This is a genomic window from Streptomyces sp. NPDC107581 (assembly GCF_055657175.1).
In genome coordinates, this window is the sequence record NZ_JBVKBH010000014.1 from 216,822 (window position 1) to 230,121 (window position 13,300).

A 13,300-nucleotide genomic window follows, 5' to 3' on the forward strand; every position below is an offset into this window, starting at 1 on the left:
TCACACACGGGGGCGGGACTCCACGGAACGCGTACGGGCGGGCGGTCAGCCGATCTGGGTCCCCGTGGCCGACAGCGCCTCGGTGACGGGCTGGAAGAAGGTCTCCCCGCCGGAGGTGCAGTCACCGCTGCCCCCCGAGGTCAGCCCGACCGCGTTGCTGCCCGAGAAGAGCGAGCCGCCGCTGTCACCGGGCTCGGCGCAGACGTCGGTCTGGATCAGACCGCTGACCGTGCCCTCCGAGTAGTTGACGGTGGCGTTCAGCCCGGTGACCGTGCCGTCGTGCACATGGGTGGTCGAGCCGCTGCGGGTGACCTTCATGCCGACGGTGGCCTCGGCCGCGCCGGTGATCTGCTGGGCCGAGCCGTTGTAGAGGTCGACCTCGCTGGGGTGCTCGGTGTCCGAGGTGTACTTGACCAGACCGAAGTCGTTGCCCGGGAAGCTGGACTGGTCGTTCTTCCCGATGACGTTGCCGGAGGAGTCCGACCAGCTGGAGATGGCGTCGGTGCAGTGGCCCGCGGTCAGGAAGTACGGCTGCCCGCCCTTGACCACGTTGAAGCCGAGCGAGCAGCGCCCGCCCGATCCGGAGATCGCGTCGCCGCCGGCGATGAAGGGCTTGAACTCCCCCTTCGAGCGTTTCAGTTCGGCCTTGGTCCCGAGCCCGTCGACCACCTGGCCGAGCTTCGCCCACTCCGCGCCGGACACCGTCCTGTCGGCGGTGACGACGACCTTGTCGGTGACCGGGTCGGTCGCCCACGAGGTGCCGGGGATGGTCGCGTGCGTCTTCAGGGTCGCCCGCGCACCGTCGAGTTCGGCGAGGGAGTGGGCGACGATTCTGGCCTTGGCGCCGGCCGCCCGGACGGTTTTCGCCGCGTTGGCGTCCAGTACGTTGACGACGAGACTCTTCGCCCGGGCGTCGTAGTAGCTGCCCGCCGCGTCGGACCCGAGGCCCTTGACGAGCGTCGAGGCGAGCTTTCCGGCCGCCGGGGCCGACAGAAGCTGCGGCTCCGGAGCGGACTTCGAGGGTTCGCTGGCGTTCGCAGTCTGGAAGGTGACACCCGCGGCGACCAGTGCGGCGATTCCCGCACCGGCCAGTGCGGCCCGCCGCCCGGATATGCGTCGGTGCTTCAACTCGCGTCCTCCTGTGGGGGGTCGGCCCGGAGGTTGTGGGGACCTCGCGGACCGGAAGGCTGGTTGACGGGCGCCCACTCTTCCGAACCGCACAGGGAGCACACAAGGTCGACTTCAGGACGCGCGCACGGCGAGCCCCGTACGCCCCCTCCGCTTGACCGGGGACAGTCACCCCAGAGAATTCGCACTGCAAACACTACGCGCGAGTAACCCATCGGCGGACAGTGACCGTTGCCCATGGCCGGAAATCACCTCTCAGGCCCTGCTGTTGCAACGCCGCCCCGGCCTCTGCCCCCGGATCCCGGCCCGCCCTCACCCTCACCCTCACCCTCACCCTCACCCTCATTCCCGCCCGCGCACCCACCCCCCACTCCGCCCCCGTCCCCGTTCCCGCGTCCGCCCCCGTCCCGTCCCCGGATACGGGAAAGCCCCCGCACGCGGACTGCGTGCGGGGGCCGGAGTCGGCCGTGCCCGTCGTCAGGGCAGGGTCACGCCGTAGTAGCTCAGCGCCTCGGTGACCGGCTGGAAGAAGGTCGTACCGCCGGAGCTGCAGTCGCCGCTGCCGCCGGAGGTCAGGCCGTAGGCCACGCTGCCGCCGTAGAGCGGGCCGCCGCTGTCGCCGCCCTCCGCGCACACCGTGGTCTGGATCAGGCCGTAGACGATGTCACCGCTGCCGTAGTTGACGGTGGCGTTCAGCCCGGTGACCCGGCCGCTGTGCGTACCGGTGGTGGAACCACGGCGGTAGACGGTCGTCCCCACGGACGGGGTGGCCGCGCTGCTGATGGTCTGGCTGCCCACCGCGCTCGGGTGCGCGATCGAGGAGTTGGTGTAGCGCACCAGCGCGAAGTCGTTGCCCGGGAAGCTGTAGCCGACGTTCGTGCCCAGCACGGTGCTGTGGCCGGAGTTGCTGTACCAGGTGGAGGCGACCTGGCCGCAGTGGCCGGCGGTCAGGAAGTAGTAGGTGCTGCCGCTGTGCACGTTGAAGCCGAGCGAGCAGCGGTAGGAGCCGCCGTAGATGGCGTCGCCGCCGCTGATCAGCTTCCTGAACTTGCCGGGGGTGTGCTTGATGGTCAGCGCGCCCGCGTTGGTGCCGGCCTGCTGCTTGATCTTGGCGATCGCGGTCTTGGAGACCGTGCTGTCGACGGTGACGACGACCCGGTTGGTCTTGCTGTCCACGGCCCAGGCCGTGCCGGCGATGTCGGCCCTGAGGACGGAATCACTCGCCTGGGTGAGCTGGTTGGCGCTGAACGTGTGGTCGTCGCTGGCGCTCGCGGTGGGGGCGGCGAACGCTGCCGCGGCCAGGAAGCCGGTGGCCACGGCGATCAGCCGGGTCCGTCTCGCGGTGCCGCTGCGGGGAGTGGTGCGCTTGATCCTCACTTTTCGTTCCCTCCCAGGGGAAGTCGGGGGCCCGCGTGGGGGTCGGGGCCCGTGAGGCGCAGCCAGGGACCGGTCCGGAAGTCCGAACACGCATACCACCCTGACAAGCGCTGAGGGGGAGTATTCGGCCGAACGGCCGGTCGGCACAAGAGTGCCTTTCGGCCGCAGCCTTGAACCACTCTTTAGACAACCCCCGCTGACGTCAACTCAGCACACGCTCTCCCGCCGCGATCGCCACGTCCAGCCCATTGCCGGGCGGCGGGAAGGGGCAGACGAAGTGGTCGGCGAAGGCGCACGGCGGGAGCTGGGCGCGGTTGAAGTCGACGGTGGTACGGCCCTCGGCGTCCGGAGCCTGCGGAAAGAGGAACCGGAAGCGGTAGCTGGTGCCACCGCTGGTGGTGTCGGCGAACACCGCCCACAACCGGCCGTCGCCCTGCTGCGCGACCTGGAGCGTCAGCTCCTTTCCGGCCAGGGTGAAGGCGAGTTCGCCCGAGAGGGCGAGGCCGCGCTCGCGTCCGTCCGCGTTGCCCACCCGCACGGTGCGCGTCTCGTCGTACGGCGTGAAGCGCCCCGGCACCGACCAGCCCGGGGTGTACGGGGTGGCTTCGATGCCCCGGAAGGCGCGGCGGGCGTGGGCGCCGGGGTCGTAGACCCGCACCCCCCAGACGCCCTCGCGGACCAGTACGACCAGCCGCTTCTCGCCGAGCGCGACCCGCGAGGCGGCCGCAGGTCCGCTGTCGGCGGCGAGCCGGACCCGGCCGGAGAAGGGCCGGCGGTCCAGGGTCAGGCCGTCGGTCCCGGCGGCGGTGAGCACCACCCCGTCACCATCGGCCACCCACGTCCCGGGAATGTCCGGAAGTCGCCCCTCCGGATGGCCCTCGACCCAGTGGGTGGCGATCAGCGCCAGCGGTCCGTAGGGCGCCGAGACCGTCTCCACGCGGTACTCGTGCCACCGCTTCCACGCGTCCGGTGCGTCCGGTGCGTCCGGTGCGTCCGTCGTCATGCGATCGAGTCCTTTCATCTGCTCAGCCGTTCCCTGCCGGGCCGGGCAGCCCGAGGTGGGAGCGCAGGGTCGCGCCCCGGTATTCCGTGCGGAACGCGCCGCGCTCCTGGAGCAGCGGCACCACCCGGTCCACGAACTCCTCGAGGCAGCCGGGTGTGTGGTGCTGGAGGAGGAGGAAGCCGTCGGCGGCGCCCTCGCACCCGTATCTCCACAGGCCGCTGGCGACGGCCTCCGGGGTGCCGACGAACGACTGCCGGCCGGCCGCGTCGAGGTCGTGGACGCGTCCCCGGTGTCCGGACAGCCCCGGCTCCCCGGAGAGCAGCAGGAAGTCGAACAGCCCGCGCTCGGCGGTGCGCGCCGGCCGTTCCAGGGAGGCGAACACGGTCCGTGGGCCGCGGCGCCGGCCCGTCCGTACCGCGGCCGTCCGTACCACGGCCGTCCGTACTGCGGCCGTCCGTACCGCGGCCGGGCCTTCCGCGGGGAGCCGGGCCGCCAGGTGCGCCGTCCGCCGTACGGTCATGACGTTCCCCCGGTCACGGCGTACCGGTCGGCGGGCCGGGCGAGGCCCAGGTGCTCGCGCAGGGTGCTGCCCGGGTAGAAGGTGCGGAACAGGCCGCGGTGCTGGAGCAGCGCCACCGTGCCGTTGACGAGCCGCTCCAGGTCACGGCGCGGTTCCACGGGGACGAGGTGGAAGCCGTCGGTGGCGCCCTCCGCGTGCCAGGCGGCGATCAGCTCCGCGAGGCCGACGGGGCCGCCCCGGTACAGCGGGCCCCGCGCGGTCGGCCGGGGCCCTCCCCCGCCGTGCCCTGGCTCGGCCGCGTGCTCGCCGTCGCCGAGGTCGACGAGGAGGCTCACCAGGACCCGCAGGGTGCCGGGGCCGCGGCCGGACTCCTCGGCCCGGCGGCGCAGTTGCCGGCGCACGGCGGCGGCCTGGCCGGGGGTGGCGGCGCGGACCAGGGCCACATCGGCGTACCGGGCCGCGACGGTCCCGGCCCGTTTCTCGGTGGCGTCGACCACCCGGACGGGGTGGCCCTGCGGGGGCCGGGGCACGGTCGAGGGGCCCTTGACGGAGAAGGCGGCACCGGTGAAGTCGACGTGGTGCAGCCCTGCCCGGTCGAGGAAGCGGCCGGTCGCCGGGTCCCGGACCCCGGCACCGTCCTCCCGGCCGTCCCAGAGCTTCGCCGCCAGGTCGGCCGTTTCGGCCGCCTCCGCCCACAGCGCGTCCGGGGAGGCGGTGCGCCGGCGGCCGAAGAGGCGGGCCTCGCCCTCGGTGCCGGACACGCCGATCCGCCAGCCGGCCCGGCCGTGGCTGGCCCAGTCGAGGGTGGCGACGGCGGCCTGGACCCGGAAGGGTTCGGTGTACGTGGTGGTGACGGTCGGGACCAGGCCGATCCGCCGGGTGACGGGGGCCAGGCTGGACAGCACGGCGAGCGCGTCGGGCCCCGGCCGGGCGAAGGAGTCGTCCAGCGTCACGAAGTCGAGCCCACCGCGCTCGGCGAGCTGCACCAGCTCGGCGTAGGGTGCGGCGCCGAAGGAGCCCGGCCGGTCGACGGCCGCGGCCAGATGCAGCAGGCCGCGCCCGTGCCGCGCGCTCATGTCGGCACCCCCTGCCCGCAGCACACCGCCGGGCCGCACATGCCGGTCGTCACTCACAGCACCTTCGACAGGAACGCCCGGGTCCGCTCCGCCCGCGGAGCGTCGAGGACCTCGTTCGGCGGGCCCTGCTCGACGATCCTCCCGTCGGCCATGAACACCACCGTGTCGGCGATCTCGCGGGCGAAGGCGATCTCGTGCGTGACGACGATCATCGTCGTGCCCTGGCCGGCCAGGTCCCTGATGACGTCGAGGACTTCACCGACCAGCTCGGGGTCCAGCGCCGAGGTCGGCTCGTCGAACAGCAGCAGCTTCGGCTCCAGTGCGAGCGCCCGCGCGATGGCGACCCTCTGCTGCTGGCCCCCGGACAGCTGCCGGGGACGGGCACCGGCCCTGTCCGCAAGCCCCACCCGCTCCAGCAGCCGGCGCGCGGTCTCGACGGCCTCCCTGCGCGGCCGCTTCAACGCCGAGACCGGCGCCTCGACGACGTTCTCCAGCACGGTCAGGTGCGGGAACAGGTTGAAGTTCTGGAAGACGAAGCCGATCCGGGTGCGCTGCTTCAGCACCTCGCGCTCGGGCAGCTCGTACAGCTTGCCGCCGGAGCGCCGGTAGCCGATCAGCGTGCCGTCCACGCTGATCGCGCCGTGGTCCACCTTCTCCAGGTGGTTGACGGTACGCAGCAGTGTCGACTTCCCGGAGCCGGAGGGGCCGAGGACGACGGTGACCTCACCGGTGCGCACTTGCAGGTCGATGCCCTTGAGGACCTCGAGCGAGCCGAAGCTCTTGTGGACGGATCTGATGTCGACCATGACGCTCATCGTGGGATTCCTCGGGGTCGGGGGGTCATGCGGCTGCACGGAGGGCGAGTTCGGCCAGGAACCGCAGTGCGGCCCGCGCCGTCGCGTCGTTCTGCCGGAACGCGGGCCCGCCGGTGCGCGGCCGGGTGAAGGCGCCGGGGGCGCGGGCGTCGGTGTACGGGCCGAGCGCGAAGCGCCGCGGATGGGGACGCCCGGCCCCGTCGAGGATCCGTCCGTCGGCGGGGTCGACGCGCAGCAGGCCCTCGGGGGTCTCGGCGGCCCCCTCGGCATGCAGTTCCCGCAGCAGGGTGTCGCGGGCCCGTGCCACGGTCGGTTCGGGCAGCCGGGCCTCGACCAGTGCCCGTGCCCGGACGGTGAACCCCGGCACGGTCGGGCTGGCGGCGCGGAACGCCCCGTTGTCGGCGGTGACGGTCATGCCGGCTCCGACGAACCGCAGCAGGCCGGCCCGGGAGAGCGCGAGCATCTGCCGCAGCCGGGGGCCGGGCGGGCCGGAGGCCAGGTAGCTGAAGAAGCCGTGCCACCAGGGGCCGATGTCCCCGAGCCGCACCAGCTGCCCGTAGACGGACAGCAGGCCGAGGAAGACGCCCAGGTCGGCACTGTGATCGGGATCGTGGCGGCGGCTCAGGTCACCCTCGACATAGCCGCGCAGGCCCTTCTGGAACTCCTCGTGCGAGGCGTGGCGCACCCCGTCGAGCGGATGGTCGAGCGCGGCGAGGTCGAGCCGGTCGGCCGGGTCCGGTACGGCGGCGGCGACGAGCGCCCCGATCTCGGCGGGGCCGGCGGCGGTCGCGTACTTCGCCTCGAAGTCGGTCCACGCCATCGCCGTGCGCTCGGCGTGGGCGGTGAACAGGCGGTGGTAGTGGGCGAAGCCCAGCTCCTTCTCCACCAGCGGCCACACATCGCGCCGGAAGTCGGGGCGGCCGGCCCGGGCCAGCAGTTCCCCGACCTCGGCGGGCCCGAAGAAGCGGGGCAGCGGGGGCCGGGGGCCGGTCCAGTCGTAGCCGATCTTCGCGTGGTACGGCACTCCGCGCCGCGAGCCGACGTACAGCACCGGTTCACGGCCCGAGGGGAGGTAGGCGTCACCCTCGTAACGCCCGCCCCGCCCCTCGGTGAGCAGCACCATCAGGTCGACGAAGGCCAGTCCGAAGCCGCGCACGAGGACCGCTTCGCCGGCCTTCAGCGGGGACAGGTCGCTGTCGGCGGTGAAGTCGGGCGGCAGGTGGACCAGTCCGTGCTCGCGGGCGTAGGCCGCCAATTCGGCCTGCTGAGCGTCGAGTTCGGAGTCGAGGTGGCCGAGGGCGAGGACGACCAGGTCGGCGAGGAGGGGGCGCGGCCGGCCCTCGAGCCACACCTGCTGGCGCCCCTGGCGCGGGCCGCCGACGCGCAGGGCGCGCCGGGCGTGGTGGTGGACGGTGATGCCCGGGGGCAGCCCGGCGCGGGCACGCTCGTACACCCAGTGCAGATAGCGGCCCTGGATCTGCCGGTCGGCGAAGGTGCGGCCGTCCAGGCCCGCCCACTCGTGCAGGGTGGGGCCCTGGTGCACCGGGCCGTCCATCGTGACCGTCTCGTCGGTGAACATGGTGACGTCCTCGGCGTGCGAGTTCATCCACAGCAGCGGCGACTGCGCCTGGCGCCAGATGCGTCCGCCGCCCGGCGGGTGGGGGTCGACCAGATGGATGTCCAGGCCCGGGGCGGCGTACAGCTCGGGCGCGTTGGCGGCGATGCGTTCGAGGAGTCCGGTCCCCCGCGGCCCGGCTCCCACGATCACCAGCTGTGGTCTCATCGGGCGGACTCCGTCCCGCGCGCGTAGTGCTTCTCGACGTAGTACTGGCCGACGCCGAGCACGGAGGTGACCACGGTGTACCAGAGGGTGGCGACCATCAGCAGCGGGATGACCTGATAGGTGCGGTGGTAGATCAACTGGGCCGAGAACAGCAGGTCGTCGACGGCGATGACGCTGACGATCGAGGTGCCCTTGAGGGTGCCGATCAGCATGTTCCCGGCGGGCGGCACGATGGAGCGCATGGCCTGCGGCAGCACGATCCGCCGCCATCGCCGCCACCGGCTCAGCCCGAGTGCCTGGGCGGCCTCTATCTGCCCGCGGTCGACGGAGAGGATGCCGCCGCGCACCACCTCGGCGGCGTAGGCGGCCTCATGCAGGGTGAGGCCGACGATCGCGACGGCGACCGGGCTGAGCAGGTCGACGGTCTTCACCCCGAGGACCTGCGGGTACAGCGCCCCGATGTTGAACCACAGCAGCAGCTGCACGAGGATCGGGATCGACCGGAACAGCCAGACGTACCCCCAACCGACCGCCCGCAGCACGGGGTTGGCGGACAGCCGGAAGGCCGCGAGCAGGGTGCCGAGGGCAAAGCCGAGGACCATCACCACCGCGGTCAGCCACAGCGTGAGCCACAGTCCGCGCAGGACGGAGTCCGAGGTGAAGTGGTCGGCGACGACGTCCCACTGGAACGCCCGGTTGCGCAGGACCGAGTTGACGGCGAGTCCGAGCAGCACCAGGACGGCGACGGCGGCCGCCCACTGGCCGAAACGGCGCTGCGGGACGATCGTCAGGGCGTCCGCACGCTCGGGCACCTGGGGTGCGGCGGGGACTTTGGCGAGGGTGTCGGATGACATGCGAAGGCTCCGTGATGGGAGTCCCCCGCCCGGGCGGAGCCGGGCGCGGGGGAAGGTCGAACACGGTGGGTGCCTTCACACGGGTGCGCCGAGCGGCGCGGACACGGCCGAGCCCCTCAGCAGGGCCGTCCACCGAGAGTACGTGGGCGTTTCGGTCCACTGTCAAGGCCGTCCGCACTGTGAGCCGTACGTCTCAACTCGGTTGACGCGGAACCGTATGCCTGTTCCACTTGGCCCATGCATCCACAGCAGTGGCTGGTCACCCGCTCCCACATCGACTTCGGTCGCGTGTGGTCCTCCTCCTGTTGAGCTGACCCCCCTGCAGGCGCCCGCCGTCCGGCGGGCGTTCTCGCGTTCTCCCTTCGCCGCACACGCCGTCCCAGACGTGGCTGCACATGCCTTCACACGCGCACCCCTCCCCTCGCGCTCTGCACCCTTTCTGCTCCCTGGAGACCGCTGTCCGATGCGTACGCCTGCCCGTCGCCATGCCATACCTCTTGCCGCCGTCACGTCGGCCGCTCTGCTGCTCACCGCCTGCGGCGCCGGGTCCGGCGGTCCGGGCGGGGCGGACGCCGCCGGGGCCGCGGCGAAGTCCGGCGAAGTGCCCACGAAGGACGTCGTCTCCGCCGAGAGGAAGGACGAGGCGGCCGCCAAGCTGCTGCCGTCGGGGGTCAGAAGCCTGACCGTCGCCGTCAGTGTCGGCGGCACCCCGCCCGGCACCGCCTATCTCGCCGACGGCAGGACCCTGACCGGCCAGGACGTCGACTTCACCCGGGCGGTCGGCAGGGTGCTCGGCCTCCGGCTGAAGGTGGAGCAGGCGAGCTTCGAGGCGATCCTGCCCGCCCTGGACAGCGGCAAGTACGACGTCGGCGCCAGCAACTTCGGCGTCACCGACGAGCGCCGCAGGACGATCGACTTCGTCACCTACGTCAACGACGGACAGGGCTTCGTCACCCGCAAGGACAGCAAGCTGTCCCGGATCACCGATCTGAGGCAGCTGTGCGGTCTGAACGTCGCGACCGGCGCCGGCACGACCTTCGAGGCCACCCTGGAGGAGAACAAGCACGTGTGCACCGAGGCCGGCAAGAAGGCGTACCGGGTGCAGACCTACGCCGAGTCGAGCGCGATCTGGTCCTCGGTGCAGCAGGGCCGCAGCGATGTCGTGATGTCCACGATCAACGGGCTGCGCTACGCGGTCGCCCACCAGCAGGGCCTGAAGTTCCTCGGCGCATACCACCGTCTGGACGTCGGCTTCGCCTTCAAGAAGGGCACCGAGCTGGCCCCGGCCTTCCAGGCGGCGGTGAACAGGCTGATCGCCGACGGCACGTACGACCGGATCCTGAAGAAGTGGGGCACGACGGGCTCGGCCGTCACCGAGTCCCGGATCTCTCCGCCCGAACGGAAGAACTGAGGAGCGCGGTCACAGCCCGCACGGCCGCAAACCCGCGTAATCACCGCCCGCACGGCCACAACCCTCGCGGTCACCGCTCGCACGGCCACAACCCTCGCGGTCACCGCTCGCACGGCCACCACCCGCGCGGTCACAGACCGCAGTCGCAGCACGAGCAGCATTCACAGCACTCGCAGCACTCGCAGGCCTCGCAGCACGACCAGTCGCAGTTGCAGTCACAGGTGCCGCAGCAGCCCTCGCGCTTCTTGCGCGACCAGGGGCCCTCGAACTCGTCGGCACAGCACACCTTGCAGGTGCAGCACAGGCCGAGGGCGGCGGCGCAGCCGGCCCAGAAGCCCCGCTTGTCCGGGTGCGGCGGCTTGACGTCGAAGGGGGTGCCGTACGGGTGCCCCGGCGCCCCCGGTGCGTGCTGCCCCGGGGGCGGCCCGAAGGAGGCCTCGGGCGCGTGTCCGCACGAGCGTGTGCCGAACGCCCGGTCCACGGAACGCCCCAGCTCGTGCACGAGCAGCAGATGGGTGAGCCTGCCGTCGGCGAACTCGGCCTCCCGCAGGGCGAGCCGGATGCCGTGCAGGGCGTCGTCGGCGAGCCTGCGGGCCTGCGCGAGGGAGGTGCCCGTGGCGGTGAGCGGGTTCCAGGCGCCCGACAGGGCATCGGCCTGCTGGTCCTCGACGGCGTCCAGGAGGTGCGCGAGCCGGCCGAAGAGACGGCCCGCCTCGGCCAGCGGCTCGGCGTTGCCCGGCCGCCCGGCCAGCACCGCGGTGTGCGCGAAGGCGGCCGCGGTGGCCGTCTCGGTCGGCTCGGTGACCGTCAGGATCGGCGTGCCGGGCCCGGCGAGGGTCTCGATGCCGGTCTGCCGGTCGACGGCGTCCACCAGGACGGCGGTGTCGAACCCGACCGCCGATCCGCTGTGGGCCCCGGCCCGGCCCCAGCTCGCGGCGACGCGGCGCGCCGCGGCCGCGACCGGCCGGTGGGCCAGCAGCCCGTCCCGGTCGGCGACATGGTCGCGCACCTTGGCGGAGGCGAGCACCAGTGAGACGGCGGCGGCGAGGCGCGCGCCCTCGCCCTGGGCGACGGACGCCGTCCGCATCCCGCGCAGCGCGCACGGACCGGCCGTCCGCCGGGATCCGCCCGTCGTGCCGAGCTGAGCATCCGTCAGAACCGATATGAGCAGCCCGTCATAGTTCGTCACGATGCGCGCGAACTGTCCGTGATCCCGGCGCAACGCGAGACACAACCCGCACAAGTGCGCCATCCACTCGGTCTTGAGACCCTCGGTGAGCCGGTGGGTGCACGGCCTGACGATTCCGAACATGATGATCCCCCGTGGAGTGCCGCGACGTTGAGCTGCGGCATCGTATCGGCCGACTGTCAGCTCGTATCAGCCCGTGCGTTCACCCGGACGCACCGTGCATCACCCATCCGCCAACGACAATCATATTTCACTCACAGTCAGCAGCCGTATGAGTCACGACCCTTGGGGCACAAGGACTCTCGACGGATCGTCTGTGCACCAGTACCGTCACAAACCCCCCGCGCGGCGTCTATCCGCTTGGCGCGCCGTCCGCATCATGGATGACCATAGGGATGCGGAAGCAAGAAGGACCGCTGTGAGAGGAGGCGTCCATGGGATCGGTACGCAAGGCGAGTGCGTGGCTCGGCCTCGTCGACGACAACGACGACGAGCGCTACTACGACGACGACTACTCCGAGGGCACCGAGTCCGGGAACGCATGGGTCACCGACCCCCGGGTGAAGGTGGCCACGGACACGGCCGAGGAGAAGGGTCACCGGATCGGCACGGTCACCCCGGACAGTTTCCGGGACGCCCGCGCCATCGGCGAGCTGTTCCGGGACGGTGTCCCGGTCATCATGAACCTCACGGCGATGGAGCCCTCCGACGCCAAGCGCGTGGTGGACTTCGCCGCCGGACTGACCTTCGGCCTGCGGGGCACGATCGAGCGGGTCGCGAACCGTGTCTTCCTGCTGACGCCCTCGAACACGGAGATCGTCAGCGGTGAGCCGGCGGCCCACCGCGAGGGCGGCTTCTTCAACCAGAGCTGAGGCAGGGCCGCTCGCCGGCCCTGCCCCGCTCATGAGCGGTGAGCGGTCAGCGGAAGGCGTCGAGCCCGGTGAGCGCCTTGCCCAGCACGAGCTGGTGCATCTCGACGGTGCCCTCGTAGGTGAGCACCGACTCCAGGTTGGTCGCGTGCCGCATGACGGGGTATTCGAGGGAGATCCCATTGGCACCGAGGATCGTCCGCGCCGTACGGCAGATCTCGATGGCCTCGCGGACGTTGTTGAGCTTGCCGAAGCTGACCTGCTCGGGGCGCAGGCGGCCGGCGTCCATCCGCCGCCCCAGATGGTGGGCGAGCAGGATCCCCTTGTGCAGTTCGACCGCCATGTCGGCGAGCTTGGCCTGGGTGAGCTGGAAGCCGCCGATGGGCCGCCCGAACTGCTCCCGCGTCCTCGCGTACTCCAGGGCCGTCTCGAAGCTGCTGCGCGCCGCGCCCATCGAGCCCCAGACGATGCCGTAGCGGGCGTGCGAGAGACAGCTGAGCGGTCCGCGCAGACCGGTGACCCCGGGAAGGACGGCGGCGGCGGGCAGCCGTACGTCGTCCAGGACGAGTTCGCTGGTCACGGAGGCGCGCAGGGACCACTTGTGCTTGATCTCGGGCGCCGAGAAGCCGGGCAGGCCGGTCGGTACGACGAACCCGCGGATCCCGTCCTCGGTCTGCGCCCAGACGACGGCCACCCCGGCCACCGACCCGTTGGTGATCCACATCTTGCGGCCGTTCAGCACCCAGTCGTCGCCGTCGCGCTTGGCGTGGGTGCGCATGGCGGCGGGGTCCGAGCCGTGGTCGGGCTCGGTGAGCCCGAAGCAGCCGATCACCTCGCCGGCGGCCATGCGGGGCAGCCACTCCCGCTTCTGCTCCTCGCTGCCGAACCGGTGGATCGCGTACATGGCGAGAGAGCCCTGCACGGAGACCAGGGAGCGGATGCCCGAGTCGGCGGCCTCCAGCTCGAGACAGGCGAGGCCGTACTGAACGGCCGTGGCACCGGCGCAGCCGTACCCGGTGAGGGACATGCCGAGCGCGCCGATGGCGCCCAGTTCACGCGCGAGTTCCCTGATGCCGGGCAGCTCGCCCTTCTCGTACCAGTCGGCGACGTACGGCAGGACGCGGTCGGCCGCCCAGCTGCGGACGGTGTCCCGGACGGCAAGGTCCTCGGGGTCCAGCAGGTCGTCGATCCCGAGCGGATCGGCGGCATCGAACGGGGGCAACTTCGCGGACGCGGACATGGAACACCCTCCGGCACACTGAGGCACAGTGAAAA

At 72.0% G+C, this 13,300-nt stretch carries 11 protein-coding genes and 1 pseudogene; 2 read left to right on the forward strand and 10 right to left on the reverse strand.

Annotation, left to right across the window (positions count from 1 at the left end):
- Positions 1 to 45 precede the first annotated feature (45 nt).
- The 8 genes and pseudogenes from ACZ7P3_RS31400 to ACZ7P3_RS31435 all read right to left on the reverse strand — a co-directional run bounded on the left by ACZ7P3_RS31400 (position 46) and on the right by ACZ7P3_RS31435 (position 8,556).
- Positions 46 to 1,128 (reverse strand): S1 family peptidase, encoded by a 1,083-nt coding sequence (locus ACZ7P3_RS31400; protein ID WP_472086785.1) that lies wholly within the window; start codon positions 1,126 to 1,128, stop codon positions 46 to 48.
- A gap of 477 nt (positions 1,129 to 1,605) precedes the next feature.
- Positions 1,606 to 2,505: a S1 family peptidase gene (locus ACZ7P3_RS31405; RefSeq protein ID WP_472086786.1), complete on the reverse strand. Its 900-nt coding sequence runs from the start codon at positions 2,503 to 2,505 to the stop codon at positions 1,606 to 1,608.
- Positions 2,506 to 2,707: 202 nt separating this feature from the next.
- Positions 2,708 to 3,508 carry a DUF1684 domain-containing protein gene (locus tag ACZ7P3_RS31410; protein WP_472086788.1) on the reverse strand — a complete coding sequence of 267 codons (801 nt, stop codon included), beginning with the start codon at positions 3,506 to 3,508 and terminating at the stop codon, positions 2,708 to 2,710.
- 22 nt (positions 3,509 to 3,530) lie between these two features.
- A pseudogene (locus ACZ7P3_RS31415) lies at positions 3,531 to 3,779 on the reverse strand (F420-dependent methylene-tetrahydromethanopterin reductase); the annotation flags it as partial.
- Positions 3,780 to 4,024: 245 nt separating this feature from the next.
- Complete coding sequence (locus ACZ7P3_RS31420) at positions 4,025 to 5,104, reverse strand: LLM class flavin-dependent oxidoreductase (RefSeq protein ID WP_472086872.1); 1,080 nt, start codon at positions 5,102 to 5,104, stop codon at positions 4,025 to 4,027.
- A 53-nt stretch (positions 5,105 to 5,157) separates the two neighbouring features.
- Entirely contained in the window at positions 5,158 to 5,919 is a 762-nt protein-coding gene (locus tag ACZ7P3_RS31425; protein ID WP_472086790.1) for an amino acid ABC transporter ATP-binding protein, read from the reverse strand.
- A 25-nt stretch (positions 5,920 to 5,944) separates the two neighbouring features.
- Positions 5,945 to 7,702, reverse strand: a complete 1,758-nt coding sequence (locus ACZ7P3_RS31430; RefSeq protein ID WP_472086792.1) for an FAD/NAD(P)-binding protein — start codon at positions 7,700 to 7,702, stop codon at positions 5,945 to 5,947.
- A complete protein-coding gene (locus tag ACZ7P3_RS31435; RefSeq protein ID WP_472086794.1) occupies positions 7,699 to 8,556 on the reverse strand; it encodes an amino acid ABC transporter permease in 858 nt (285 codons plus the stop codon). Before ACZ7P3_RS31435 ends, ACZ7P3_RS31430 begins: the two co-directional genes overlap by 4 nt.
- A gap of 463 nt (positions 8,557 to 9,019) precedes the next feature.
- Here ACZ7P3_RS31435 and ACZ7P3_RS31440 point away from each other — a divergent pair, with 463 nt between their 5' ends.
- Complete coding sequence (locus tag ACZ7P3_RS31440; protein ID WP_472086796.1) at positions 9,020 to 9,967, forward strand: ABC transporter substrate-binding protein; 948 nt, start codon at positions 9,020 to 9,022, stop codon at positions 9,965 to 9,967.
- 130 nt (positions 9,968 to 10,097) lie between these two features.
- On the opposite strand, the gene ACZ7P3_RS31445 is transcribed toward ACZ7P3_RS31440, so the two are convergent.
- A complete protein-coding gene (locus ACZ7P3_RS31445; protein WP_472086798.1) occupies positions 10,098 to 11,279 on the reverse strand; it encodes a DUF5685 family protein in 1,182 nt (393 codons plus the stop codon).
- Positions 11,280 to 11,590: 311 nt separating this feature from the next.
- Between ACZ7P3_RS31445 and ACZ7P3_RS31450 the strand changes: the two genes are divergently transcribed.
- Positions 11,591 to 12,028 carry a cell division protein SepF gene (locus ACZ7P3_RS31450; protein ID WP_472086799.1) on the forward strand — a complete coding sequence of 146 codons (438 nt, stop codon included), beginning with the start codon at positions 11,591 to 11,593 and terminating at the stop codon, positions 12,026 to 12,028.
- A 46-nt stretch (positions 12,029 to 12,074) separates the two neighbouring features.
- On the opposite strand, the gene ACZ7P3_RS31455 is transcribed toward ACZ7P3_RS31450, so the two are convergent.
- Positions 12,075 to 13,265, reverse strand: coding sequence for an acyl-CoA dehydrogenase family protein (locus ACZ7P3_RS31455; protein ID WP_472086800.1), 1,191 nt, complete (start codon positions 13,263 to 13,265; stop codon positions 12,075 to 12,077).
- Positions 13,266 to 13,300: the final 35 nt, after the last annotated feature.